Source organism: Aurantimonas sp. A2-1-M11, from assembly GCF_036549475.1.
Classification (GTDB): domain Bacteria; phylum Pseudomonadota; class Alphaproteobacteria; order Rhizobiales; family Rhizobiaceae; genus Aurantimonas.
In genome coordinates this window covers 1-22,533 of sequence record NZ_JAZHLI010000064.1, presented here as the reverse complement: position 1 = coordinate 22,533, position 22,533 = coordinate 1, and the positions used below count along the sequence as shown (strand labels likewise).

19 protein-coding genes and 6 pseudogenes are annotated in these 22,533 nt (G+C 63.2%); 15 read left to right on the top strand and 10 right to left on the bottom strand.

Annotation, left to right across the window (positions count from 1 at the left end; translation table 11 throughout):
• Both VQ042_RS20690 and VQ042_RS26055 read left to right on the top strand, forming a co-directional pair.
• Window positions 1–267 (top strand): annotated as a pseudogene (locus tag VQ042_RS20690) (chromate resistance protein ChrB domain-containing protein); the annotation flags it as partial.
• Window positions 252–705, top strand: a pseudogene (locus VQ042_RS26055) (chromate transporter); the annotation flags it as partial. The pseudogenes VQ042_RS20690 and VQ042_RS26055, both read left to right, overlap by 16 nt.
• Before the next feature lie 329 nt (window positions 706–1,034).
• Here VQ042_RS26055 and VQ042_RS20675 read toward each other — a convergent pair.
• The 5 genes from VQ042_RS20675 to VQ042_RS20655 all read right to left on the bottom strand — a co-directional run bounded on the left by VQ042_RS20675 (window position 1,035) and on the right by VQ042_RS20655 (window position 7,563).
• Window positions 1,035–1,256, bottom strand: a complete 222-nt coding sequence (locus VQ042_RS20675; protein ID WP_331822193.1) for a hypothetical protein — start codon at window positions 1,254–1,256, stop codon at window positions 1,035–1,037.
• Window positions 1,257–1,347: 91 nt separating this feature from the next.
• Window positions 1,348–1,809 (bottom strand): hypothetical protein, encoded by a 462-nt coding sequence (locus VQ042_RS20670; protein WP_331822192.1) that lies wholly within the window; start codon window positions 1,807–1,809, stop codon window positions 1,348–1,350.
• Between the two features lie 319 nt (window positions 1,810–2,128).
• Entirely contained in the window at window positions 2,129–2,914 is a 786-nt protein-coding gene (locus tag VQ042_RS20665) for a hypothetical protein (protein WP_331822191.1), read from the bottom strand.
• A gap of 741 nt (window positions 2,915–3,655) precedes the next feature.
• Window positions 3,656–4,069, bottom strand: coding sequence for a response regulator (locus tag VQ042_RS20660; RefSeq protein WP_331822190.1), 414 nt, complete (start codon window positions 4,067–4,069; stop codon window positions 3,656–3,658).
• Window positions 4,066–7,563, bottom strand: coding sequence for a chemotaxis protein CheB (locus VQ042_RS20655; RefSeq protein ID WP_331822189.1), 3,498 nt, complete (start codon window positions 7,561–7,563; stop codon window positions 4,066–4,068). The genes VQ042_RS20660 and VQ042_RS20655 overlap by 4 nt, the downstream gene beginning before the upstream one ends.
• 701 nt (window positions 7,564–8,264) lie before the next feature.
• Between VQ042_RS20655 and VQ042_RS20650 the strand changes: the two genes are divergently transcribed.
• The 5 genes from VQ042_RS20650 (at window position 8,265) to VQ042_RS20630 (ending at window position 11,228) form a co-directional block, all read left to right on the top strand.
• Window positions 8,265–8,549 carry a hypothetical protein gene (locus tag VQ042_RS20650; protein ID WP_331822188.1) on the top strand — a complete coding sequence of 95 codons (285 nt, stop codon included), beginning with the start codon at window positions 8,265–8,267 and terminating at the stop codon, window positions 8,547–8,549.
• Between the two features lie 277 nt (window positions 8,550–8,826).
• Window positions 8,827–9,330 (top strand): hypothetical protein, encoded by a 504-nt coding sequence (locus tag VQ042_RS20645; RefSeq protein ID WP_331822187.1) that lies wholly within the window; start codon window positions 8,827–8,829, stop codon window positions 9,328–9,330.
• A gap of 60 nt (window positions 9,331–9,390) precedes the next feature.
• Window positions 9,391–9,786 (top strand): curli-like amyloid fiber formation chaperone CsgH, encoded by a 396-nt coding sequence (csgH, locus tag VQ042_RS20640; RefSeq protein ID WP_331822186.1) that lies wholly within the window; start codon window positions 9,391–9,393, stop codon window positions 9,784–9,786.
• Between the two features lie 220 nt (window positions 9,787–10,006).
• Window positions 10,007–10,390: a hypothetical protein gene (locus VQ042_RS20635; protein WP_331822185.1), complete on the top strand. Its 384-nt coding sequence runs from the start codon at window positions 10,007–10,009 to the stop codon at window positions 10,388–10,390.
• A gap of 88 nt (window positions 10,391–10,478) precedes the next feature.
• A complete protein-coding gene (locus tag VQ042_RS20630; protein WP_331822184.1) occupies window positions 10,479–11,228 on the top strand; it encodes a sulfite exporter TauE/SafE family protein in 750 nt (249 codons plus the stop codon).
• A 502-nt stretch (window positions 11,229–11,730) separates the two neighbouring features.
• On the opposite strand, the pseudogene VQ042_RS20625 reads toward VQ042_RS20630, so the two are convergent.
• Window positions 11,731–12,121 (bottom strand): annotated as a pseudogene (locus tag VQ042_RS20625) (VOC family protein).
• 8 nt (window positions 12,122–12,129) lie between these two features.
• Window positions 12,130–12,726, bottom strand: coding sequence for a LysE family translocator (locus VQ042_RS20620; protein WP_331822183.1), 597 nt, complete (start codon window positions 12,724–12,726; stop codon window positions 12,130–12,132).
• A 632-nt stretch (window positions 12,727–13,358) separates the two neighbouring features.
• On the opposite strand from VQ042_RS20620, the gene VQ042_RS20615 reads away from it, so the two are divergent.
• Together VQ042_RS20615 and VQ042_RS20610 are read left to right on the top strand one after the other, a co-directional pair.
• Window positions 13,359–13,721 carry a hypothetical protein gene (locus tag VQ042_RS20615; protein WP_331822182.1) on the top strand — a complete coding sequence of 121 codons (363 nt, stop codon included), beginning with the start codon at window positions 13,359–13,361 and terminating at the stop codon, window positions 13,719–13,721.
• 58 nt (window positions 13,722–13,779) lie between these two features.
• Window positions 13,780–14,019, top strand: coding sequence for a hypothetical protein (locus tag VQ042_RS20610; protein ID WP_331822181.1), 240 nt, complete (start codon window positions 13,780–13,782; stop codon window positions 14,017–14,019).
• On the opposite strand, the gene VQ042_RS20605 is transcribed toward VQ042_RS20610, so the two are convergent.
• Both VQ042_RS20605 and VQ042_RS20600 read right to left on the bottom strand, forming a co-directional pair.
• Window positions 14,016–14,309, bottom strand: a complete 294-nt coding sequence (locus VQ042_RS20605) for a hypothetical protein (protein WP_331822180.1) — start codon at window positions 14,307–14,309, stop codon at window positions 14,016–14,018. The two genes, VQ042_RS20610 and VQ042_RS20605, sit on opposite strands and share 4 nt — an antisense overlap.
• A 364-nt stretch (window positions 14,310–14,673) precedes the next feature.
• Window positions 14,674–14,838 (bottom strand): annotated as a pseudogene (locus VQ042_RS20600) (transposase); the annotation flags it as partial.
• 558 nt (window positions 14,839–15,396) lie between these two features.
• Between VQ042_RS20600 and VQ042_RS20595 the strand changes: the two are divergent.
• Window positions 15,397–17,436 (top strand): DNA cytosine methyltransferase, encoded by a 2,040-nt coding sequence (locus tag VQ042_RS20595; RefSeq protein ID WP_331822179.1) that lies wholly within the window; start codon window positions 15,397–15,399, stop codon window positions 17,434–17,436.
• A gap of 403 nt (window positions 17,437–17,839) precedes the next feature.
• Here the strand turns inward: VQ042_RS20595 and VQ042_RS20590 are convergent.
• A protein-coding gene (locus tag VQ042_RS20590; RefSeq protein ID WP_331822178.1) for an IS3 family transposase occupies window positions 17,840–19,008 on the bottom strand; the annotation gives its coding sequence in 2 pieces (ribosomal slippage) (window positions 17,840–18,744 and window positions 18,744–19,008; 1,170 coding nt in all).
• 534 nt (window positions 19,009–19,542) lie between these two features.
• Here VQ042_RS20590 and VQ042_RS20585 point away from each other — a divergent pair.
• From VQ042_RS20585 to VQ042_RS20565, 5 genes and pseudogenes are all read left to right on the top strand, one after another.
• Window positions 19,543–19,749, top strand: a complete 207-nt coding sequence (locus tag VQ042_RS20585) for a hypothetical protein (RefSeq protein ID WP_331822177.1) — start codon at window positions 19,543–19,545, stop codon at window positions 19,747–19,749.
• A gap of 178 nt (window positions 19,750–19,927) precedes the next feature.
• A complete protein-coding gene (locus VQ042_RS20580; protein WP_331822194.1) occupies window positions 19,928–20,194 on the top strand; it encodes an acyl carrier protein in 267 nt (88 codons plus the stop codon).
• 375 nt (window positions 20,195–20,569) lie between these two features.
• Window positions 20,570–20,665: pseudogene (locus VQ042_RS20575) on the top strand (YnfA family protein); the annotation flags it as partial.
• A 367-nt stretch (window positions 20,666–21,032) separates the two neighbouring features.
• A complete protein-coding gene (locus VQ042_RS20570; protein WP_331822176.1) occupies window positions 21,033–21,731 on the top strand; it encodes a PRC-barrel domain-containing protein in 699 nt (232 codons plus the stop codon).
• 550 nt (window positions 21,732–22,281) lie between these two features.
• Window positions 22,282–22,489, top strand: a pseudogene (locus VQ042_RS20565) (integrase); the annotation flags it as partial.
• Window positions 22,490–22,533 lie beyond the last annotated feature (44 nt).

Below are 22,533 nucleotides of genomic sequence, written 5' to 3'. Positions count from 1 at the left end.
CGAGCGCTGCACCTTTGACACGATGGTAGAGGAGCTTGGGCTCTCGACGCCGCCGCTGCTCCGGCTGGCGGCCCTCGTCCGGGGCGCCGACACCGCCCGGCCGGACCTCGCCCGGAGGCGTCTGGCCTTCTCGCCGCATCCCTCGGTCTCTCCCGCATGTACGCGAACGACCTCGAGCAATTGGAGGCGGGGACGCTCCTCTACGACGCCTTCTACCGCTGGTGCCGCGACGCGACGGACGAGACCCATAACTGGCCCGCTCGGAAGGGAGGGGNGAGCAATTGGAGGCGGGGACGCTCCTCTACGACGCCTTCTACCGCTGGTGCCGCGACGCGACGGACGAGACCCATAACTGGCCCGCTCGGAAGGGAGGGGCGTGAGATGACCGTTCTGCCCGCATCCCGCCTCAAAACTTCGGGGTCCGCCCGCGCCCCCAACCATGGCATCCCCTTCGGGGAGGCGGTCCGCGTCTGGGCGAAGATCGCCTGTCTCTCATTCGGCGGCCCGGCGGGACAGATCGCCGTCATGCACCGTATCCTCGTCGACGAGAAGCGGTGGATCGGCGAGGAGCGATTTCTGCACGCACTGAACTACTGCATGCTCCTCCCCGGGCCCGAGGCCCAGCAGCTCGCCACCTATCTCGGTTGGCTCCTGCATCGCACCAAGGGCGGCCTCGTCGCCGGCGCTCTCTTCATCCTGCGTGGTCCGTGTTGGGCCGCTGTCCCTCGACGTCCCGAGCCAGGCGAGTCGCGACCACGACGCGGGATCGCGCAGGAACCGTTCGTAGTCGTCCCGTGCGGCCTCGGCGTCGACGGGGTTCGAGACGACGGTCCCGCGCACGCCGCCCTTGCTGTAGAACTCCGCCTCGATGCGCTCGGGCGACGCAGTGAGTGATACGGCCCAGTTCTCGTCGTCCGCGCCCGGCGGGTCGTAAACCTCGACCCGGCACACGCCGTCGACGGCGGAGAGATGCTGGCATAAGACGTCGGCGGTCCTCGCCATGATGATGGCCTCCAGTTCGGCGTCGGTCCGGGTCATTGAATCACTCCTCCACATTCCACGAGGTCGGCCAGCGCGCGCTCGCGCAGCAGGGCCGCCAAGCGGTCGACTGCGTCCGCCGGCGGCGGCAGCGCCGTCGCTCCGGCGTGGCCCCAGCGGCGCACGTAGCCTTCGCTGTATTGGGTGGCGACGGCAATCTCCGGCTGCGTCAGGCGCAGGCGGCGGCGGAGGGCGTTGTAGCGGTCGGTGGCGGTCATGGTTTGTCCCCTCGTTCGTTGGGTGTTTCAGGCGTTGGCCAGCAGTTGCCGATCCCAAGCCTCCTCCGCAGCGCACTCGCGCTCGTCTTCGTCATCCCGCGCGCGAGTTCGCGCAGCCTGTCGACGCCACCCACAGCCTCCAATGGCGTAGCGTAGGTCGACACGCCCACGCCTCCGAGGTCCGGCAGACGGCGGCTGGTCGCCCAGCGCAGGCCTGACGACTGCTGGTTGTCTTCGGACAGTGCGCCCCGGTACTGCGTGCCGTCGCAGGTCGCGCGCGCCACTTGTCGTTCGACCTGTCGCGCCAGACCGTCGCAATCTCGCGGCCCTGCCGGCGGATCTCCATTTCGCCAAATGTGCGGACATACCGGACCTGCATGCCGACCTCGGACGCCGCCCTCTCCAGCTCCCACAGGTCGGGGTCGCCGCGCCTGTTGGCGGCGACAACCGCCTCCAGCACCTCAGTCTCAGCGGCGATCGCGCGTGCTGCGACGTCGCACAATGCGGTGTCGGAAGCATCGTCGTGATGCGAGTAGGCGTCGTAGGCCGCCATCGCTCTCCGCACTCTCGGATGCCTCGGTCGGCGGCCGCGTTCTCCCCGAGGAAGGCAATCGCGACGTCGAGGCCGCGCCAGTCCGGAACGCCGAAGTCGGTGAGGTCAACCCAGCCGCCAGCCGCGCGACGACCTCGGCTGGCCCGCGCCCACCGGACCACCCGTCGGCGCTCCTGTAGGCCGACGCGGCCTTCCTGCTCTCGGTCTTTTTCATTGTCGTGTCTCTCTCCCAGGTGCGGTAGCCGCCCCTCGCCGCGCGGCCCCCGGTCGGCGGCGCGGCGCGGCGAGGGGCGGGGCCGGAGCCCCGCCGTCGACTTCGTCAGGCAGCCTGACGGGCTTCCTCTTCGTGGAGGTACTGAAGGTGCGCGAGCTCGCTCTCGAGGCCGGACCGGAGTTCGATGAGGTAGTGCTGGATTTGGTGCCACATCTCGCCGACGTCCGCCCCCTCCTCGCGGACCGCCTGGATCTGCGCGATGAGCGCCTCGTGCTCGAGGTCGCCCCGCTCCGCGTCGGACAGGGCCTCCCACTCGTCTTCGTCGCGGTCCTCGCGCGCCAGCGACGACACCCAGTCCTGCGGCATCCGGTATTCGAAGCACAGCTCGATGCCGTTGACGTGGACGCACATGCCCTCGTTGGCGGCGCAGTCACCAAAGTCTCGCCAGGCGCTACCCTCCCGGCAGGTGGCGTCGTAGGCAGCCACTTCCAATTCGTCGGCGATCTCCGTCCGCGCCTTGGCCTCGAAGTCGTCGTCATTGAGGCGTTCGAGCTCGTCGGCGAGGAGCAGCGCCTTGTCGCCGAGGTGGCCGTGGGTCTTCAGAAGCCCGAGAGCGCGGTCGACGCCGGCGACGATCAGTGCACGGGCCGGCACTCGCCTGTCGGCGGGCAGCGCCTCGAACGCCTCACCGAGGCCATCGTAGGTGGCGATCACCTGCGTCGCGTCCGTCCAGCTCGCGTAGGTGCCCGGCCCGTTGATCTCCTCGTTCTCTTCCATCGCCTCGACGATGCTGCGCGCGGCTTTCCAGGCCTCGTAGCCGTCGACCGAGTGGAGGATGGCTTCCTCGTTGCCATTCTCGCCGAGCAGCGCTTGCGCGATTTCTGTCTGCATAGTCGTATCTCCCTCGGCCCCTCGGACCTAGGCGCCTTGCCCCTGCAAGGTCGCCTGAGAGGATGATGTGGCGTCGCATAGTGGAAGGCAAGCACCCTCTGCGCATCGGCCATACACGCCATGGTCATCGCGTTTAGATAATTTCGGTTACGGAGTAAGGACTCGCTCGACCTACAAGGATTCACCGGAAAAATCGCTACATCGAATCCTTGTCAACTATTACGCTAATCCTGTTTACGAGCACTGCTGGTAGCCGTCCGTCATATATTAGTCCGTTATCACGAGTTCGTGATTATTTATTCTCTCCGATGCCAAGCGGTTCACCGCCGGCGGATCCTGTCGACTCGCCTCGCCAACAGAGGAGTCTACGTTCAGATGAGACTCCTCCTCACCCGCTTCGCTTGCGATCCATCCATCCGCGTGGAAGGGTTTTCGCACCGCCCGAGACTGCTTACGCCCAGCGGGCAACGGCTGCGTCTTTGTGAACGAAGGGGTCAAAATGTCGGACGGTGAGCGAACAGTGAAGCGGAGCCACTTCGCTTGGGATTCCAAACTGACGCTGATCTCGAACGCGCCGTGGGCGCGAGGGGCCAGCCGAATTCTGTCGAGGTGACCACCAGACCGATTTTATTCCCCTCCTTCTATGAGTGGTGGAGATCCCGGAGACCACGCCGCCTTAAAGCGTTCAGACCCCGTTGGAGGCCGCCAGGGCCTTCGCGCCCTGCGTATTGCAGCTTGGGTCTACAACGACCTTGTCGACGCCGACGAGGCGGCGGACGGTGCCGCCTGACGATGAAGGGCGGGGCGGGCTCCACTGACTAGGTCCCGGTCAGCCTGCGAATACGGCTTCCGCAACACCGGGGATTCCCGATTGTTGTCGGACAGGCCCTCGGCCCCGTATCCCGTCGCAAAGGCGAAGGGAATGCTACGCTGGCGCAGAATATCGGCGACCGGAAAGGACTGCGTCCCGGCCACGTTGATGTCGAGAACCGCGAAATCGATGTCGCAGTCGCCGGCAAGTTTCATGGCCATGTCGATCCGCGTGGCGTGTTCGACGACCTCGTGCCCGAGTGCGCTGAGCAGATCCTCCAGATGCATCGCCAGCAGCGCTTCATCCTCGACGATCAAAACCCGTTTCGATGCTGGTCCGGTCAACCGGTTTTGCTCCTGTTCTGACCGTCGGGCATGGGTGCATCGATCGTGCAGACGACGCCAGAGGTCTCATAGGCAACGCTCACCGTTCCGCCCAGTTCCGCCGCCAGCACCCGCTGGACAAGGCGCGATCCAAACCCCTTGCGCGTGGGCGAGGTGACAGGCGGGCCACCGCTTTCCGTCCACCGCAGCGCAAGCCGTCGATCCTGCCCCTCGCCGACGAGATGCCAGGCAATCTCGACCAGGCCCTTTTCGACCGTGAGCGCGCCGTATTTCGCGGCGTTCGTGGCCAGTTCGTGCAGCGCCATGGAGATGGAGAGCGCGGCGCTCGGCGACAGCCAGACATAGGGGCCGTCGATCCGGAAGCGGTTCCATCCGCCCGAATGCGGCTCAACCGTTTCGGAGACGATGTTCCGCAGATCCGCGCCGGCCCAGTTCTCGCGGGTTAGAAGATCGTGTGACTTGCCCAGCGCGATCAGTCGCGATCCGAAGGTGTCGCGTGCTTCCTCCATCGTCGTGGCGCTGCTGAGGGTCTGCGACGCGATGGCCTGCACCGTCGCCATGACATTCTTGATCCGATGATTGAGCTCGCCGACCAGGATTTCCCGATGGTCCTCGAAACGCTTGCGCTCGGTGACGTCGTCGATGGCGATCAGGATCAGGTCGTCACGGCCTCCCTCTTGTCGCAACCTGCACGCAGTGAGCAGCATCGATCGCCGTCCGGTCCGATGGAAATCCTGCTCGAACTCGAAATTGTATATGTCGTTATCCTCCGAAAGGACCCTGTCCAGTAGGGAGCGCAGCGGCGGACTATTCCACTCGCCGGTTCCAAGTTCGAAGATGACATGACCTTTGGGTTCTTTGTCGAACACGGCGAACAGCTCGCGGAAGGCTTCGTTGGCCGTCTGGACGCGCAAATTGCTGTCCAAAACCAGGAGGGGATGCTGGACTGTCCGCACGATGGTTTCGGCATAGACGCGCGCGTCGTTGATCACATCGGTGGCGTGTTTCAGGTCGGTGATGTCGGTGAACGTGATGACGACGCCGGCGATACGGTTGTCCTGGGTCCGATAGGGCAGCACGCGGCGCATGTACCAGCGGCCTGCATCGCTTGGCACTTCGGCCTCGATGACCGACAGTTTCCTGAGGACCGTTTCCACATCCTGCAACAGGTGTTCGTCGGCAAACTTGCGCGCGAAATGCGCAATCGGACGGCCGATGTCCGACGCGACGAAATCGAACAGTTCCTTGGTTGCCGGGGCAAACCATCTGATGCGCAGCGTTTCGTCGAGGAACAGTGTCGCCACCTCCGAACCGGTCAAGAGGTTGTTGAGATCGTTGGTGGTGGTTTCCAGTTCGCCGATCTTGTGCTGAAGCTGGCTGTTGACCGTGCTCAACTCCTCGTTGAACGACTGCAACTCCTCTTTCGAGGTTTCGAGCTCCTCGTTGGTGGACTGGAGCTCCTCGTTCATCGAGGTGGCTTCCTCGTTCGCCGCCTTCAGCTCCTCGTTGGTGGTTTCCTGGTATTCTATGGTGCTCTGCAGTTCGGCGCGGGTGGCCCGCAATTCTTCCTGAAGGGCACGTTCTTCAGATGAGGCCTCGCCCGCGTGGTCCCGCGCAGAGGACGGAGCGGGACCGGGCTGCGCCGGCGCGGGAGCGAAGCTGACCAGCAGAAGGCCTTCGTCCTGCGGGGAGGCTGGTAGCGGCATGACCGTCATCGCGACACTTCGGCCGGTCTGGCTCTCCCGGATACGGGCGTTGACCGTCACGCTCCTGTTTTCGTTCGAAGCATCGCGGATCGCGGCCCGCAAACTGGCGGCCAGCCCGTCGCGGACCATCGTCAGGAGATCCCGGGTCGGCTCGCCGGGCGGGTTTTCCAGATAGTCGCGGGTCGTGCCGTGGAAATAAAGGACGCGGCCCTTCTGGTCGATCAGCACCGAAGCCGGGGCGTAGCGCTCCAGCAAGGCACGACGGGCCATGTCTGCGACCGAAGCGCCGGATTGCTGGCCTGCGGGCGTTGGACCCGCCACAAGGCGCGGTTCCGAACGGCCCCGCGGCGGCGGATACTCGATCAGGTCGTGCCGGGTGGCTCCCAGCCGGCGGTATATGCGCCATTTCTTCGAGACGGTTTCGAACAGCTCTTCGTGCCGCCCGATCGTTTCGGCGTTGCCGAGAAACAGATGGCCGCCTTGCCGCAGGGCGAAATGACAAAGCGCGACGATCCGCTGCTGCGCGGCCGGTTCCAGGTAGATCAGGAAATTGCGGCACGACACCAGGTCGAGTCGCGAGAAGGGCGGGTCGCGCAACAGGTTCTGCGGCGCGAACACGACCATGTCGCGCAGATCCTTGCTGACCTGATACGATCCGTCCAGCTTCTCGAAGAAGCGCGTCAGGCGCGACGCCGGAAAGCCGGCCAAGGCGGCGGCAGGGTAGATGCCATCGCGCGCCTTGCGCAGGTTGATTTCCTGGGCATCGGTCGCGAAGACTTTCAGGTCGAAGCGTTTGCCCGCCGCCTCGCCATGCTCGCTCACCAGCATGGCGAGGGAATAGGCTTCCTCGCCTGTGGAACAGGCCGGTGCCCAGATCCGGATCGAAGCGCCCGTCTCGCGCTCCGCGACCATGGGCGCGATCACCAGGTCCCCGAGAGCCTTCCAGGCGTCCGCGTCGCGGAAAAATGCGGTGACGCTGATCATCAGGTCGCCGACGAGCGCGGTGACCTCGTCGGCGTTGGTACGCAGATCGTCGATATACTCGTCCAGTGTCGCGATGTTTCTGAGGCCGAGACGGCGATGAACGCGCCGCCTCAGCGTCGATTGCTTGTAGCCGCGAAAATCGTGTCCGCCCCGTGCCCGCAGGAGATCCAGAAGCTGGCTGAGCGTCGCATGGCCTTCGGGAGAAGTGGCCTCGATCTCGGCCGGCGCGGCGACATAGCCGTGGCGCATGAAGGCCGACAGGATGTCCGGCATCTGTTCGGGAGCCACGACGTGATCGGCCAGATCCGCCGAAATCGCGCTCCGCGGCATGCCGTCGAATTTCGCGGTCTCGGGCGACTGCACCAGGCTCATGCCGCCTTCGGCCCTGACATCGCGCAACCCCGCGGTCCCGTTGCTTCCCGTTCCGGACAGCACGATGGCGATCGCCCGCTGGCGCTGGTCCACGGCGAGGGAGGAGAACAGCACGTCGACCGGGTGGCGATGGCCACGCGGCTCCGTCGGCCTCGCCATTTGCAGTCCGCCGTTGCTGACCTTCAGATCCGTATCGGGCGCGATGACATAGACGTGGTTGGGCACCAGCCGCATGCCGTCCTCGACCTGAACGACCGGCATCGTCGTGTGGGTACCCAGGATGCGGGCCAGTTCGCTCTCGCGCTTCGGATCGAGATGCAGCACCACCACGAAGGCACAGCCGCTGTCGGCCGGCATGGCGTCGAAGAAGAGGCTCAGCGCCTCGATGCCGCCTGCCGACGCGCCGATGCCGACGACCGGGATAGCCGCCACGTCGGGCGCGCCGCCGCCGATGGCGGCCAGGGGCCGGGGATTCTCGTTGGGCCGGAGGGCAGCCTCGCCGCCTCTGGCATCCGTGTGCCCGTTGGGCTTCGGCTCTGACTTGCGTCTCGAGCGACTGCCACCTTCTTGCGGTTGATCCGCCATACTCGCACAACTCGAGAGCTTGCGTTGGATCTCACGGAAGGTCGTTCCGCAACATCGACCACCGCCTGCCCGCAATCTGCGGACAGCTACACCGCACAGCCTTGCACGGCCCCATCCCCAACGACAACTGATCATAGGATTTTGATAGTGCTGAAGGCCACCTGGGGCTGCCGCCAATAACCGCCGGTACGTAACTCCTCACAGAGCTCTTCCAACCATCGTTCAAGACCTTGCGCCGCGATCCGCGCGAAAGTCAGATTGTCGAAGCCGGAGCGGTCTCCGCGTCATCATCGGCTGGGGTGGATCAGGGCTCCCTCCCTTGGCCGTTCATCGACACTACTGACCCATCCGCCATCTGCCCCCATTGACCCACACCCTCACGGGTTCGTCGTTGAGCCCGGCCTTGCGTCTGTGGGCGAAGCCAGCATTCGCACCGTCATCGACACGAGGCTGCGCTCCGGCACCAATCCGTCAGCGTCTGACGGCCAAGGACGGCCTGTGGCGAAGTGAATCACCGCTCTTGCAGCTTTACCGCTTATGATCGAGCCATGCAGCACGACGATATCGCCGCCCGCATCGAAGCCTGCGGCGACGCCGATGGTGGGCGAGTCGGCTCCTACAGGGACAAGGGCGTTTACCACCTCTACCTTCTCGAGACAGAAGCGCCAATTGCCCGGCTCAAGCCGACAGGCACTGGTGACGAGGTCCGACTTGGCTACTGGTCACACCGCCGCAAATGGGAGGACGCCGACGACATGGGCGGCGTCGTCATGCCTCTCGACGACGCGCTCGAGTTCATCGCCAATGAGGGCATCTTCTGGACCTGGACCTGATCCGGAAAACGTACAAAGTCGAGCTTAGGTTCGGCGCAGTAGATCACGCAAGAGCCAAACAATCGTCGCTGCCTTGAAAAACAAAAACAACGCCGGCGCACCAAAGCCTAAGCCGACGGCCCACCGTCGACGGCTGCGGGAGAACTCCCACACCTGTCTACCCTTTCTGAACATTGGCTAAACGGCCCATTCAGGCCGGACTCACAGGCACCCGGCTAAAACAGTCTCCATCAGCAGAACGGACCGCGCTGCGGCCCTGAGATGGAGAGACAAGACCATGAAGCGTTTTTTGACCGCCATGAGCGCGCTCGGCCTGCTCGTCACCGCCAATGTTCCCGCCGCCTATGCCGGTAACAAGGTGGTCATTGAGCAGCATGGCTATTCCAACAGCGCCGGTGTTTCCCAGAAGGGCAAGCGCAACAAGATCTTCCACTCTCAGAGGGGGCGCGGAAACGATGGCCGGGCTCTCCAGCGCGGCCGCGCCAACATCTCCGACACGCATCAGTTGGGCCGTGGCAACCAGGCCTTCACCGATCAGTGGGGCGACCGGAACTACGCCGTGAGCGGCCAGGACGGCAACAACAATCATGCCGAAACTGTCCAGACCGGACGCCGGAACGTCGCGGGAACTGCGCAGATCGGCAGCGATCACACGGCAGTCACCGGTCAGAACGGCTCCAACAACACCTCTGCTACCATTCAGGTGGGCAAGGGCCAGTATGCCGAGACCTACCAGTCCGGCAATGGCAACATTTCCGTGGTGATCCAGGGCCGCAAGTGACCCGAGGCATGATAGGGAGCGCTAGGCGCGCTCCCTATCACCACCGGTGAGGAGGAAGACATGCTCAAGCTCATGACCCTGCTCGCACTCCCGTTCATCCCATTCGTCTACCTGCACGGGGCGGCAGCCATAGCCCACACGGCGACCGAAACAGAAGATGGAGTGGGATGCGAGTTGCGTAGCACGCAGGTCTCTCGTGGTGTCCAGCTCCAGGCGGTCGCCACCGCAGACCGGATGGTTGCGGGAGACTATCAGTTCGAGGTCGATAAGCGCGGAAGTGCCGGAAGCTCTCAAATAGCTCAGAGCGGCGATTTCGACCTCAAGTCAGGTGAGGAGATCGTTTTGGGGAATGTGGCGCTCGGCATGGACGACCGCGCCTCGTATGCCGCGAAACTGACGCTGCAGTGGAACGGAGGAGAGGTCTCCTGCAGCGCAAGGTATCCCAGCGAAGTTTGATGCACCCTATGGACGCCGACCTTGGACTACTGCTTCCAAGGAACAGGCGACATTCGAGAACAATGGCAGCGGCGTCCCGTCCCTTCCGCTGCTGCCGTTGGACCGGGAGTCCGCCAAGGGCTTCCGGTCACCTTTCCAGGCTGAGGCAGTTGCGATTTATGGCTGGCCACATTCATCGCGCAAGGAACGAATCTAGGGTTGGATGCCGAATATGAGACGGATGCTTCAGATCCCGGCTCTGCTGCTGATGCTGGCATCCATGCTCGCACCGGCCTCCGCGTTCGAGATCCCCGTCGCTGCACCCGAAGCCGGCGCCCACGGCAGTGCTGCATTCGATCCGTCAATTCTTATCGGGAAGCCACTGTCCACGGCCAACGGCGTGAGGGTTGGAACAGTGACGAAGGTGGTTGCTCTCGCCGTTGGGCACTTCCTTATCGTTGCCGAGCTGAATGACGAAGTTGGCGGCGGGCAAAGAACAGTGCAGATTTCCAGCAAAGCTGCCTCATTCACCAAGAATGGGGTGCGGCTGGAAACGACTGCAGACGCATTCTGGAAGTCTCTCCCGCCGCAGAAGCAAAATCTCTCGGGCGGTCGCAATGACTGATACAAAGGCGGTCTGATGGCAATCACGTCTGGATCATGCGATAGCGCCGCCGCACATCGCTATTTGAGATACTCGCCGGGACGGGTTCATGGATCTTTCTTTGGTCTTGATCGCGGTCGGCGCATTCCTGCTCGGCGGCGCGGTCAAGGGTCTCGTCGGGCTGGGCCTGCCGACTGTTGTGTTGGCCCTGCTCGGCACAGCGCTAGGCCTGCGTGAGGCGCTGCTTCTGCTTGTGGCGCCGGCGTTCCTGACCAATGTCTGGCAAGCCGCCACTGGTGGTTTTTTCGAGGGGCTGCTCAAGCGGCTCTGGCCGATGCTGTTGGCGACCGTGCCCGGGATCTTCTTGGGGACCGCGGTGCTCTTTCGCGCCGACCAAGGCACCCTCGACATCCTGCTCGGGGCGGCGCTCTGTGCCTATGCGGTGCTCGGGCTTGCCGGCGCTAGCTTTGCGGCGCCGGGTCGGCACGAGCGAGTTCTCGGACCTGCGATCGGGCTCATGACGGGCCTGACGGCAGGGGCGACTGGCACGCTGGTGCTGCCGGTCGTGCCCTATCTGAATGCGCTGGGGCTCCGGCGCGACGAACTTGTCCAGGCAATGGGCCTGTCGTTCGCCCTGTCCAGCCTTACCATAGGGGCGATCCTGACCGCTCAGAGCACCGCGGCGTTTGAGGGGATCGCCACGTCTCTTCTACTGGTCGTGCCGGCACTGGCCGGGATGGCTATGGGGCAGCGCCTTCGACAACGGATAGCGCCGGCGCGGTTTCGGCGATGGCTGTTTCTGAGCCTCCTCATCCTCGGCGCAAACCTGATCCGGCGCGGGCTGGCGGCGCTGGTCTGACCCATACCTATACCCCGATTCAAGGCCCCATGGCAGCGCCTGCTGGCCGCCATCTCGGTTGGGCGCCGTCCCCAGCAAACTGGCAGATAAGCCGTCGGGCTACGTGAGAGGAAAGCCTTTGGCGAAGGCCGCGGTGAACAGTTGATCCGGTTTTGGCTCTTTACGAAGGCTGCTTTGCCTACGGTTCGGCGGCGGGCAAGGTTGGCGACTCGTTTCTGGATGTCGTCCGCGTCGAGGGTTTCGGGATCGGCGATCGCCTCGAGGAAGGCACGTGCCGAACTCGATCGCGACCGTGCGAAGACGCCTCACAAGCGCACTCGCGCGAAGTCCCGAGCGATGTCCTTGTTGTGCAACGAAACATCCACCAAACCGAATCCTGCCCGGTTTATGACGCAGTAGGACTAGTACGAGGTACGCCCTGCGAGGATGGCGCCGAAGGCGACGTGGCTGATGATCGAGATCCGGATCGAGGGCGACCTGTTGCTTCGCTGCAGTTCTCCAATCATGAAAATTCGATCAGATCCCACCGGTTGCCCCAGGGGTCTGACCAGACGGCGACGCGCCCATAGGGTTCGCGGCGGGCCGGTCCTTCGAACTGGACGCCCGCAGCCCGCAGCCCGCAGCCGTGCTTGGTCCGCATCGAAGTCCTCTGTTTGCAAGAAAAACCCGACCCTTCCGCCCCATTGATTGCCGATCACAGCGGCCTGCCGCGCATTCGTGGCGCGCGCTAGCAGGACTTCGGTCTCGCCGTAATGCGGCGCGACGCGGATCCACCGCTTTCCTTGCCCGAGGTCGGTATCCTCCCGGCACTCGAAACCGATGCGCAGGAAGAACGCCAGCGCGTCGTTATAGTCGGGAACCAGAAGGGCGACCTGCGCAAGGCGTTTCGGCATGGGTGCAATTACCTTAGCAGGATCCAGAGCGCCACGGCCGCCAGCATCAGCCCTGACGCAATGTTCAGGGGCCGCGCGCTCCTCTCGTTCCTGAACCGTCGCGTCAACAAGTCTCCGGCGATTGTCCAGACCGTGAAGGCGACGAGGTTGTTCAGAGTGAACACTGTCGTGATCCAGAGCACCAATCCGACCCTTGACGTGGCATCTACCGGCAGAAACTGGGTGAACATCAGTGCGATGATCAGGTAGGCTTTTGGGTTGAGCAGAAGCAGAACGGCGCCATCCACCATCGTGGCGCGACGCGCGGTCCTGTCATCCGCAGTAGCGCCCGCCCGCAGGAACGTCGCGGCTAGCCAGAACACGTAGGCGGACCCCAGATAGCGCATGATTTCGAAGACCTCGGAACTGACGCGGGCGACAGCGGCAAAGCCGACCCCGACTGCGACAGTCACCACAAAGGTCGCGAGGTGATACCCGGCCGAAGCCGGGACAGAGGCGCGAACCCCGAACCGCCCGCCGATGGCCGCAAAGAACATATTGCCGGGCCCCGGACTGTAGGCGAGCGGAAACAGAAAGAGAACGAGCGCGACGGTCAATTCAAGCATTCGGACCCCCCATTTACCGGTTTGCCGCAGATATCTCTGGCAAAGCGCTGCAGGGCGGCCCGTTTTCGGCGGAAATCATCCGTAGCTCACGAATGGCGCCAGATCGACCGCACCGAGCGCAAGCGCACAGTTACTCGACGCGACAGGCTGGCTGCGGCGAAGCCGTCACCGCCGGCGTTTGGTCTACGCGCAACAGGAGCCGGACCCCGCCCCCCTGTATCCGCGGCGCGTGCCGTCGTCGTGGCTTCGAGCGCCGGCTTGCAGTGCGCCCGGACAGGATCCAGCCGCAAGGTAGCTGCGCCGTCGGTCATTTCGGGCTCGTTGGGCCGGAAAGTCTGCATGCCGGCGTTGCTTGTCCTGATTCTCAACTCGTCGCCCTCCGTCGCACCACCGAAGCAGACGATCGCAACCGACGCTAGGGAGACGTCGGTGACCGGGGAAAGGGACCCGCCCTCCTCGTCGGAAATGCTTTCCAGCGCGTCTCCGGCCGCGGCGCAAGTTCCGCACCCGGATCACCATGACTCCTGCGAACGGCACGAAGGAGGCACCGGCGCTGCTGCCTGAGATGACCCGCGTGCTTGCGCCCCTTCGGTGTCACGGCCAATGTGCGCTGGAACTTCGGAGGGAAGATCATGGGCCGGATACTCGAGGTCAAGGACCAAGCGGTGGGCGGTCGAGCGCATCAGGAATTCAAGCTGCTGGCGGTATGCCGAGAGTACCAGGGCGAGTACTGTGGCGCAGGACATCCTGCAACATCCTACTCGACAACCTACGGCGACGAGTTCGTCCGCGCGGCGGTCGAGCTTTACCAGATCTACGTTGCCGACACCCGGCGCTCCCCGGAAGCGGCGATGGCAATGGCATTTCAGCGGGCGGAGGTTCGATCCTGCCGAGGCCAGACGATTACCATCGAGCGAGTCCGGTACCTTATCAGACGCCGAATCCTGCCGTTCCTTGACGGTCGGGACTCCGCAATCCCGGGGACGCCCTCCTAGCATCTTGCGAAGGGGGTCTTCGGGATGGGGAGACTCCTACCAACCCGGCGATTCAGACATGGCAGCACCCCGCAACAGCACGTTTGGCTTGGACATCGACTATGCGAGTTACGTACGATCGCTGTACGCAATCGGTCGACAGGCGCTACCCAAGGCAGCCGCGGCGACCTTGAACCGCGCCGCCTTTGCCGCGCAACGCGAGCTGACAGCGCATGTCCGGGAGGCGTTCGACAAGCCAAAGCCGTTCACTGAGAAGTCTTTCATCGTCCAGAAGGCGGCCCCGCGCCGTTGGCCCTAGGCCGCTTCGCAAATCCCGGTGGAGATCACCGCCACGTAGTGCCCAATGAACTTGCCGCGCTCGTGAATGGCATCCTCCGTCGGCTCGAGGTGGACCGGGAGGAGGCATGCGTCAAAGTAGTCGAAATCGGGCTGCTTACGCATGCTCCAGAGGCTGCACTGGTTGTACCCGTTCCAGAATCCGCAGACCTCGGAGAGCTGCCTCTCCAGGTCCTTCATGTCGGCCCCGGTCGACCACACGTGGCGCCCCGTTCCGACCCGGCGCATCATCACGATCTTGCCATCCATCATGTCGTTCTCCTGTCCTGTCGAAGTCGGCGACCTGCCCGTGCAAGTCCGCCCGTCGGAAAGGTGAGGCCATCAATCGTGGATAGCAAGAGAAAATATAAACCGGTCCCGATGAGTTAACAGGCGAATTCTGAACACCGTTCAATTTTGAACTCGGTTCAAATTCCGCATTGGCAAATATTATAGATTTTCCGCGATGACAGACACTTGACTAAATTTCTACGAAAACGGCCATACCCGCGCGGCTTCGTAAACAGACATACTTCAATTTGACCCGGCACCGCCGGCGAATACGCTTCTCCTTGTTCACATGTGAGCCCCCCCCCCCCCGCGGCCTCGGACGGGGAAGGCTGTCGCTCGGAGCCGGCTTGCCGCCACTAGAGTTGGCTCGCGTGGTCCCGATCTCGGCGGCCAGATCGCGCCCAGTCCGGAAGGCACGAGGATCCTGGATCGTCGCTCGCACTGTCGCCGCAACGATGAGGCCGACGCCGGGGATGGTGGTGAGCCGGCGAGCAGGCTGGTCGTCCTTCACGATCAGTCTTTCGACCTGCTCGGGGAAGCTCTTCGTCCGTGCCGGCGGGAAGCACGGCCAGCGGCGGCGCCCGGAACCGGACTGGGCGACGCTCGTCGTGGAGATGAGGAAGCCTGCGGTAACGTTGCAGATCCTGTGGGAAGAATACCGTGCCGTTCATCCGGGCGGCTACGGATATAGCCGCTTCTGCGAGTTGTACCGCGGCTTCGAGGGTCGCCTGTCTCCGACGATGCGCCAGGAGCACGTGGCCGGCGATAAGACTTCGTGGACTATTCCGGCAAGAAGATCGCCATCGCCGATCCGCGTACCCGCGAGGCCGTAGGAGGCTCGATTGTCGCGACATTCACTTACTACGTCGCCCACGATCCTTAGTCTGAGATCGTCCATCGTGCTGAGCGGGGAATGTCCTGACAGGATCTGCCGAGCCACCTCTTCGCGAGAGGTAGATCGCATTCGATGCATCCTCTGAGGGAATTTGGAACGTCAGCCGTGCCATCAGTCTCCTGGATCGACAGGACTGCTGAGGAACCTATGACGACTTCGACACCCGAGCTGCAAGTGAGCGCCACTCTTCTGACTACCCAGTCGACGCGAGCGGCAAAGTCGAAGACTGAGAACACCTCTCCTGACCGGCAGCTTGCCGAGAGGCTGAAGCTCTTCCGCAAGCGTGTCATGGCGCAGCAGAAGAAGGCCGTTCGGGAGGCATTCACCCTTGCGGACGAATGCGCCAACCTTCGCGAGCGGATGACGAAGGGCAAGCTCCTCGCTTTCTTAAAGGACGAATGCCAGATCCCGCGTACTGACGCCCTTTCCTATCTCTGCCTGCCCGAAGCTCTCGGCGCCGACCGCCAGATCATCGAGGAGTCCGGCACGGATGCCGGCGCGATCCTCCGCATCGCGAAAGCGCCGCAACTCGTGCGAGCCGAGGCGATCACCATGCTGCGTTCCGGCCGCAGCCTCTCCAACATCAACCTCAGGCACCTACGACGGGACATTCTCGCAAACATTCCCAATGAGGAAGACCTCGCTGCAAAGGACCTCGTCAGAGGCGCTCGTCAGAAGGCAAAGGAGGACATCGAGTCTTTCCGGAACGATCTGGCGCAACTCGCAAACGACTTCGCCGACCTCTACAATGAGACGGCGCCGGACGACCGCTCGCAAGAGGCGCAGGATCGCGTCGCCGTTATCACGGCCAGCGCCGGCAAGGCGCTCCGGAAGCTGAGGACGCTCGTCCCTGCGTCGGAACTGATACCCAACAGCATCGGGACCGAGACAAGTTGGGCGTCAGTGGACCGAGTGCTTGACGAGATCGCCGCCGGCAGGCTCTGCCTTGAGGAAGATTGGTCATGGCCTGATCTGCATCCCCTCTTCATCGAGCCGAGCTACCATGCGACCCTGCTCTGGGCGCTGGGGGCAGGCAGCGGCCATGTCAGCCCACTGCGATCACGGCCAGTGACGAAGCCGGGTATAGTCCCGCTCGACCTCTCGCCGAAGAGCCGTCACCACCGCCCGTCGCGGCCCTATCGCTACTCCGTCCTCGAGCTCTGTGCCGGCGCCGGTGGGCAGGCGATCGGTCTTCACGCAGCGGGCTTCCACCACGTCGGTCTCGTCGAACAGGACCCGGATGCCGCGGCGACGCTGAGGTCCAACAAGAGATCCTGGCCCGTCGTCGAGGGAGACATCACGACCCTCGACCTCGATCGGTTCAAGAGCGTCGACCTCATCGCGGGAGGCCTCCCCTGTCAGCCCTACTCGCAGGCCGGGGAAGGTCTCGGCGCATTGGACGAGCGGGATCTCTTCGACCGCGCGCTCGACATCGTCGAAGCATTGCGCCCGAAGGCCGTGATGATCGAGAACGTGACCGGCATCATGCAGGTGACGCATTCCGGTCGCAGGCTCACCGTCCGCGAGCGGCTTGCCGAGATCGGTTATGAAGTTGACTGGCGCATCCTCGCCGGGGGCAAGTTCGGTCTTGCCCAGAACCGCCAGCGCGCCATCCTCGTCGCCATGCGGGATGGCAACATGCACCGATTTCGCTGGCCAAAGGTTCCGGGTATTCGTCCGACGGATGTCGGCTCCCTCCTCTACGACTTGATGGCGGCGCGCGGCTGGGCAGGCGCCAAGGCCTGGGCTGACACAACGCGGGGCATGGCACCGACGCTCATCGGCGGTAGCAAGAAGAAGAACGGACTCGATCTCGCGCAGCCGAAGTCGCGGAAGCGGTGGTTGGAACTCGGCGTCGATCCGAGCTACGTCTCAAAGGATGCGCCCGGACCGGACTTCGTCGGAATGCCCCGGCTGACGCTCGAGATGTGCGCCAGGCTCCAGGATTTCCCGGACGAGTGGACCTTTGAGGGCAACAGGCTGTCCCGGTTCCGGCAGATTGCGAACGCCTTCCCGCCGCGCATGGCGCGAATGGTTGGGCTCTCCATCCAGCGCGCACTCTCCGGGGAGGAAGTCGATCTTCACGCCGCTCTCAAGGCTCCGCTGTTCCAGAGGATCGACGTTCCCGAACTGGCGAAGCTGACCGCCTCGCAGCGTGACGAAAACGACGAATACGAGCAGTACGAGGACGCGTTCACCTTGGCAGCGGAGTAGCGGCAGCGACCGCGGTGTACCTTGCAGAGCGTAGCGCGCCGGCTTGTCCGGTGCAGAGACGGATGCTCACGATCACTGGGCCACCAATTTTCAACCGTTGGAAGAGGGGAGAGGCGCGCAAGGTCCGCGAGACCTTGTAAGCTGCCAATCCGCTTTCGGCCCAAAATCTCGAAAGATATCCCGCGCCGTCTCGGGGAAGAGGCAACCCTGAGCACATGCTTGATGGGCACGTTGACGTTCTGTCGTCCGGCTGGACATCATGCCAAATTCTGCCGCATAGCGCCTGAAACTGTTCGACTTGGCGCTCGTCCCAGCATCAATGCGATCAATTTATCGGAGCCTCCAAGGGGCGGCCGTTGGCATCATTACTGGTCGGCCCCCACCGGGTGGTCCAGGGCAAATCTTAGTTCATGAGCGGCCTTTGCGCCAAGGCTGGCGTGGCCGGCGAAGCTGGTCCGGATGGCGAAGCGGGCCATTGCAGGACCTGCGGTGCCGGCGGGCGGTAGCCCAATGACGAGTGCGGACGTGCCGTGTTGTAGTGGCGGCGCCAGCTTTCGATCACCACCCTGGCCTCGGCCAGCGAGTAGAAGATCTCGCCGTTGAGGAGTTCGTCCCGGAGTCGGGCGTTGAAGCTTTCGCAGTGGCCGTTCTCCCATGGGCTGCCGGGCTCGATGAACGCCGTCCTGGCGCCCACGGCGACGATCCATTCCCGCACTGCCCTAGCGATAAATTCCGGCCCATTGTCTGAGCGTATATGGTCGGGCACGCCGCGCAGGATGAACAGGTCGGTCAAGGCGTCGACGACGCTGGTCGAGTCCAGCTTTCGATCGATCCGGATCGCCAGGCATTCCCGGGTGAACTCGTCGATGATGTTCAGCATGCGGAACTTCCGCCCATCGTGGGTTCGGCTCTCGACGAAGTCGTAGGACCAGACATTGTCGCGATACTCCGGCCGTAGACGGACGCAGGATCCATCGTTCAGCCAGAGCCGACCCTTCTTCGGCTGCTTGTGCGGCACTTTCAGCCCCTCCCGTCGCCAGATGCGCTCGACCCGTTTGACGTTCACCGTCCACCCGGCCGCATGCAGCAACGCCTTGATCCGGCGATACCCATAGCGGCCGTACTGGGTGGCGAGCGCGATGATGTCGGCGGTCAACGCCGCTTCATCAGCTCGACCGGTCGGCGTCTTGCGTTGCGTCGAGCGATGCTGACCGAGCACACGACAAGCAAAGCGTTCGGATACCTTGAACATCGTCCTGACATGCTCAATGCAACGCCGGCGGCGGGCGGGGCTCAGAAGTTTCCCGACGCAGCCTCTCGAAGGATGAGCTTCTCAAGGGTCAGGTCGGAAACCGCCTTTCGAAGGCGCTCATTCTCCTTCTCAAGGTCCTTCAGGCGCTTGACCTGGTTGCCCTTCAGGCCGCCGTATTCCTTGCGCCAACGATAATAGGTGAACTGCGTCACGCTGATCGCGCGCACCGCCTCGGCAACAGATCGCCCCTGCGATACCAGGACATCGACCTGCCGCAGCTTCGCGACGATCTCTTCAGGCTTGTGCTTCTTCTGCGGCATGCTCTCGTCCTCCAATGGCTGAAAAACCATACTTCAGGGAGGACCACTTCAGTGGGGGCAGACCACTGGCGGCCGACCCGACGCAGCTCGAGAAGCTCGCAGCAGCCTTTGGCGCAGCCGCCAGCGCGTCACGGAACTGGGCGGAGATTTCGGCGCGGCTGGCGTTCGAGAATTGAGCGGTCGTCCTATTCGCGCGTTCGAGGTGGTCCAATGCGTTCTGTTGCAAGCGAATGACTGGCCGTCGGCAAGGTATCGATCCGGCGACGGTGAAGCGTGGGCGTCTCGCGAAGTTTCCCAAGCTGCACGCCCTCGCCCGAGCGTCAGTTCAGAAAAAATTTCTGATCCGGGGCGAGCCATCAGCGGGCGTTGGATTGTCATCAATCAGAGCGCAGGTTTTGATCGGCACGGTCAGGCCGGACTGACGCAATGCGTGGTACTGGATCGGGGCATCTGCCTGATATAGCGACTAGAAGTGAGACAGTGCGTTGACTGGCCTTAGTGTCCAAAAGCGCGTGCGGATCTCGAGAACAGCCCATGGAAGACACCGCCAACGACCTTGCCGAGAAGATCGCGGCCGCCGAACACGAGCGGACCGTGTGGGAAGCGGGTCGTAGTGCATTTCGCACAGAAGGCGCCGCGGCTCTCAATCCTCACTCGCCGCGCTCTTCTGATCACGCTCTTTGGGCCTATGGGTTTGATGCGGAGTGGAAAGAAAAGCGGGGACCGGTGGGGTCATATTGAGACGAGCCGCCATCTACGAGCCTTGCCGCGACACTGATCTAAACATCCGCTTCCATGGTGAGAGTTGCGAGCGGCTTCGGCGCAGTATGCGCGGCAAATCACCGCTTATATTATGCCTAAATTCTGCTCGTTGCCCGCTCTACGAGACCCTCTGATGCAACGCTTCGAGGAACTCGCGATGAGTCACATTGCCGAACGAGTGAAGGCCATCGTGGCTGAGCATCTGGATCTCGATCGAGGTGCGATTGATGACAACGCGGAGATCGTCAATGACCTCGGTGCTGACAGCCTCGAGATGGTCGAAATGACCATGTTGTTCGAGGAAGAGTTTGGGATCGAGATACCGGATGATGTCGCGGAACGCATCGTGACCATCAATGATGCAGTGATGCTTCTGGAACATTGGCGGCAGGGTACGCGGGAAGAGGCGGGAGCAGAGGGATAGATCGTGATTGCCCACTTCGAAAGCGCCGCTCGCCACGCACTCGCATGGCTGAAGGGATCACCCCGTCCGCTTACTGTCCATGATTCGGTCAGACGACTTCTGCGGCATGATGATGCCGAAGGTGCATGGCAGATGGCTGAGCACACTCGGAAGATCGCCGAAAATATCAATGATCATGAAGGCCAAATGCATTGGGCTCGGGTCGTGCAAGCACTCGAACGGCAGACCGGCTATAGGCCTCCACTCGAAACCTCTGAGCAGATTTCGGCGGAGTAGCCGCTGCTCCAGTTCTCCGCTCGCCACGGGCGAAGATCCGCCGCGCGCCTTCAGTGCCCTGCCGAAAATTTCGGAGTCATGAGACCTGTGCACAGACGCGCTTGGCTCCTTACGCTCGTCGAGACGGAGGCGGCGGGACGAGCTTACGCAGCCTACGGGGGCATGTTCATCGTCGCGTCGATCCTTTGGCTCTGGCTGCCCGGAACACTGAACGGACTTGGGCTCGCCCGGATCGTCCACGAGCGATGTCCCCACGCTGCGGTGATCGTCATGTCGGGCCGGGGCAGGCCTGAGGTTGGTGAATAGCCAGTGAACGCAAGGTTCTTCGACAAGCCCTACGCGCACGATGAAGTCGTCGCCACGCTAGAAGAATTGCTGAAGACCCGCATCAGGTTCGGAAAAGCGTAGCCGGACTAAATTTCTACCGTCAATCCCGCTCCCTGCTACCTGCGCAATAGCGGAACCAGTCCCTTGAAATTTTGCATCCCGACGAGTTCATTTCCCTCTGATTGGACCGACCATGAGATCGCCTCGCATCATTCTTTCCCTTGCTCTCCTCGGAATGTTCGGGGCCACGGCGGCTACGGCCGAGGAGTGCAACCTCGCCGACGCCGGGTTGGAAGAGGCGATCATGCAGAAGCCAGAGCTCCGGGGGGCGAGCGGCCGCAGTATGGTGCGCGATCTCCGACACCTGCGTGATTCCGCATTCATTTTGTGGTCGTACGGACGCTATGACGACTGCGCTCGGATCATGGGCAATATCCGCGAACTCGTGTCGGAGCCATCGATGGCCAGCATGGGTCGGAACGACGAGGACGAGGCCGACCAGCAGTTCGCCGCGAGGGAACCGATGGTCCAGCGCGGCGCAGTCGCCGGGCATCGCGATGATGAGGGTGCGAAGCCGCTCGTAGCCATCGCCGAGCTCTCACCCGGTCTGAGGGCAAACGAGTTTATCGGATCCGAGGTTCGCAGTTCGGATGACAAGATCATCGGGGAGGTCAGGAACGTCGTCTTCGAGACGAAGGATCATGATGGCTATGCCGTCATCGCATCCGGCGGCTTCTTCATCCCGGGAACCGACAGCATCATTGCGCCGATCCGGTTTCTCCGGGTTTCGCAGGAACGCGACGTATTTTTCCTACCCATTCCGGAGACGGAAGTGAAGACCGTCCCTCTCATGCCCGACCAGGACTATTCATGGCTTTCGAATACCGAATGGCGGAGCCGCAATGACGCCCTTTTCGAGAAGCCATGGCACTAGCCTTGACTGGCCGAAGGGATTCCGTCCCTCGAAGAGGAAGACCGAGGTAGACCGGGTGAAGTAGCTTTTGGAGAACGAGCGTCGAAGCACGCCGGAGGCGGACAACGAAAAGCGTGGTGTTGTGGATTGTCCAATCTTCGTCCGAACCCTGTCGATGCTGGCCGTGCCTTGCAATTTCAGGAATCAAGCATGGGCGCCGACCGCGGCCGCCCACGTACACAATAGCCCCCACGTTCGAGAATTGGGGGCTATTGTTTACGTGGGCGGCCGTCAGGCTACTCTCTCGTCGCTGTATTCGAGGTATGCCAGGGCGCGCTCCCGGAGAAGCGCCGTCAGCCGCGCGATGGCGACGGCGGGCGGGTCGATCGCCAACGATCCGGAATGGCCCCACGGACTGACGTAGCCGAGGCTGTAGCCGATCGCCGCGGCAACCTCGGGCAGCGTCAGGCGAAAGCGGCGGCGCAGCGCGTTGTAGCGGTCAACGGCAGCATGCGGTTAGAGAGCGTTCGTGACATCGGGATCTCCTCCTGTCGGTGAACCTCCTCTTTGCGAGGCGGCGCGGGCGGCCGATATCCCCAAGCGCGTCGGGCCGCACACGCTGCGCCGTCGACATCCGCGTGATCCAGGTGCTGCTCGGCCACGCCAAGCTCGACACCACGGCGCTCTACGCCAAGGTCGCCGTGCGCACTGTGCGGGCCGTCGTCAGCCCGCTCGATCGCCTCGCGCTGTTTCACCACGAGGAGGCTTCGCCCGGTTGAGGCGATGGGCGAGCGGATTGAGGTCGCCGACATCCTGCGCGTCG

Coding starts and splice junctions, on each gene's coding strand:
- VQ042_RS20675 (WP_331822193.1), bottom strand. CDS start 1,256: ATGACCGCCACCGACCGCTACAACGCCCTCCGCCGCCGCCTGCGCCTG.
- VQ042_RS20670 (WP_331822192.1), bottom strand. CDS start 1,809: ATGGCGGCCTACGACGCCTACTCGCATCACGACGATGCTTCCGACACC.
- VQ042_RS20665 (WP_331822191.1), bottom strand. CDS start 2,914: ATGCAGACAGAAATCGCGCAAGCGCTGCTCGGCGAGAATGGCAACGAG.
- VQ042_RS20650 (WP_331822188.1), top strand. CDS start 8,265: ATGCAGCACGACGATATCGCCGCCCGCATCGAAGCCTGCGGCGACGCC.
- VQ042_RS20645 (WP_331822187.1), top strand. CDS start 8,827: ATGAAGCGTTTTTTGACCGCCATGAGCGCGCTCGGCCTGCTCGTCACC.
- csgH (WP_331822186.1), top strand. CDS start 9,391: ATGCTCAAGCTCATGACCCTGCTCGCACTCCCGTTCATCCCATTCGTC.
- VQ042_RS20635 (WP_331822185.1), top strand. CDS start 10,007: ATGCTTCAGATCCCGGCTCTGCTGCTGATGCTGGCATCCATGCTCGCA.
- VQ042_RS20630 (WP_331822184.1), top strand. CDS start 10,479: ATGGATCTTTCTTTGGTCTTGATCGCGGTCGGCGCATTCCTGCTCGGC.
- VQ042_RS20620 (WP_331822183.1), bottom strand. CDS start 12,726: ATGCTTGAATTGACCGTCGCGCTCGTTCTCTTTCTGTTTCCGCTCGCC.
- VQ042_RS20615 (WP_331822182.1), top strand. CDS start 13,359: ATGGGCCGGATACTCGAGGTCAAGGACCAAGCGGTGGGCGGTCGAGCG.
- VQ042_RS20610 (WP_331822181.1), top strand. CDS start 13,780: ATGGCAGCACCCCGCAACAGCACGTTTGGCTTGGACATCGACTATGCG.
- VQ042_RS20605 (WP_331822180.1), bottom strand. CDS start 14,309: ATGATGGATGGCAAGATCGTGATGATGCGCCGGGTCGGAACGGGGCGC.
- VQ042_RS20585 (WP_331822177.1), top strand. CDS start 19,543: ATGGAAGACACCGCCAACGACCTTGCCGAGAAGATCGCGGCCGCCGAA.
- VQ042_RS20580 (WP_331822194.1), top strand. CDS start 19,928: ATGAGTCACATTGCCGAACGAGTGAAGGCCATCGTGGCTGAGCATCTG.
- VQ042_RS20570 (WP_331822176.1), top strand. CDS start 21,033: ATGTTCGGGGCCACGGCGGCTACGGCCGAGGAGTGCAACCTCGCCGAC.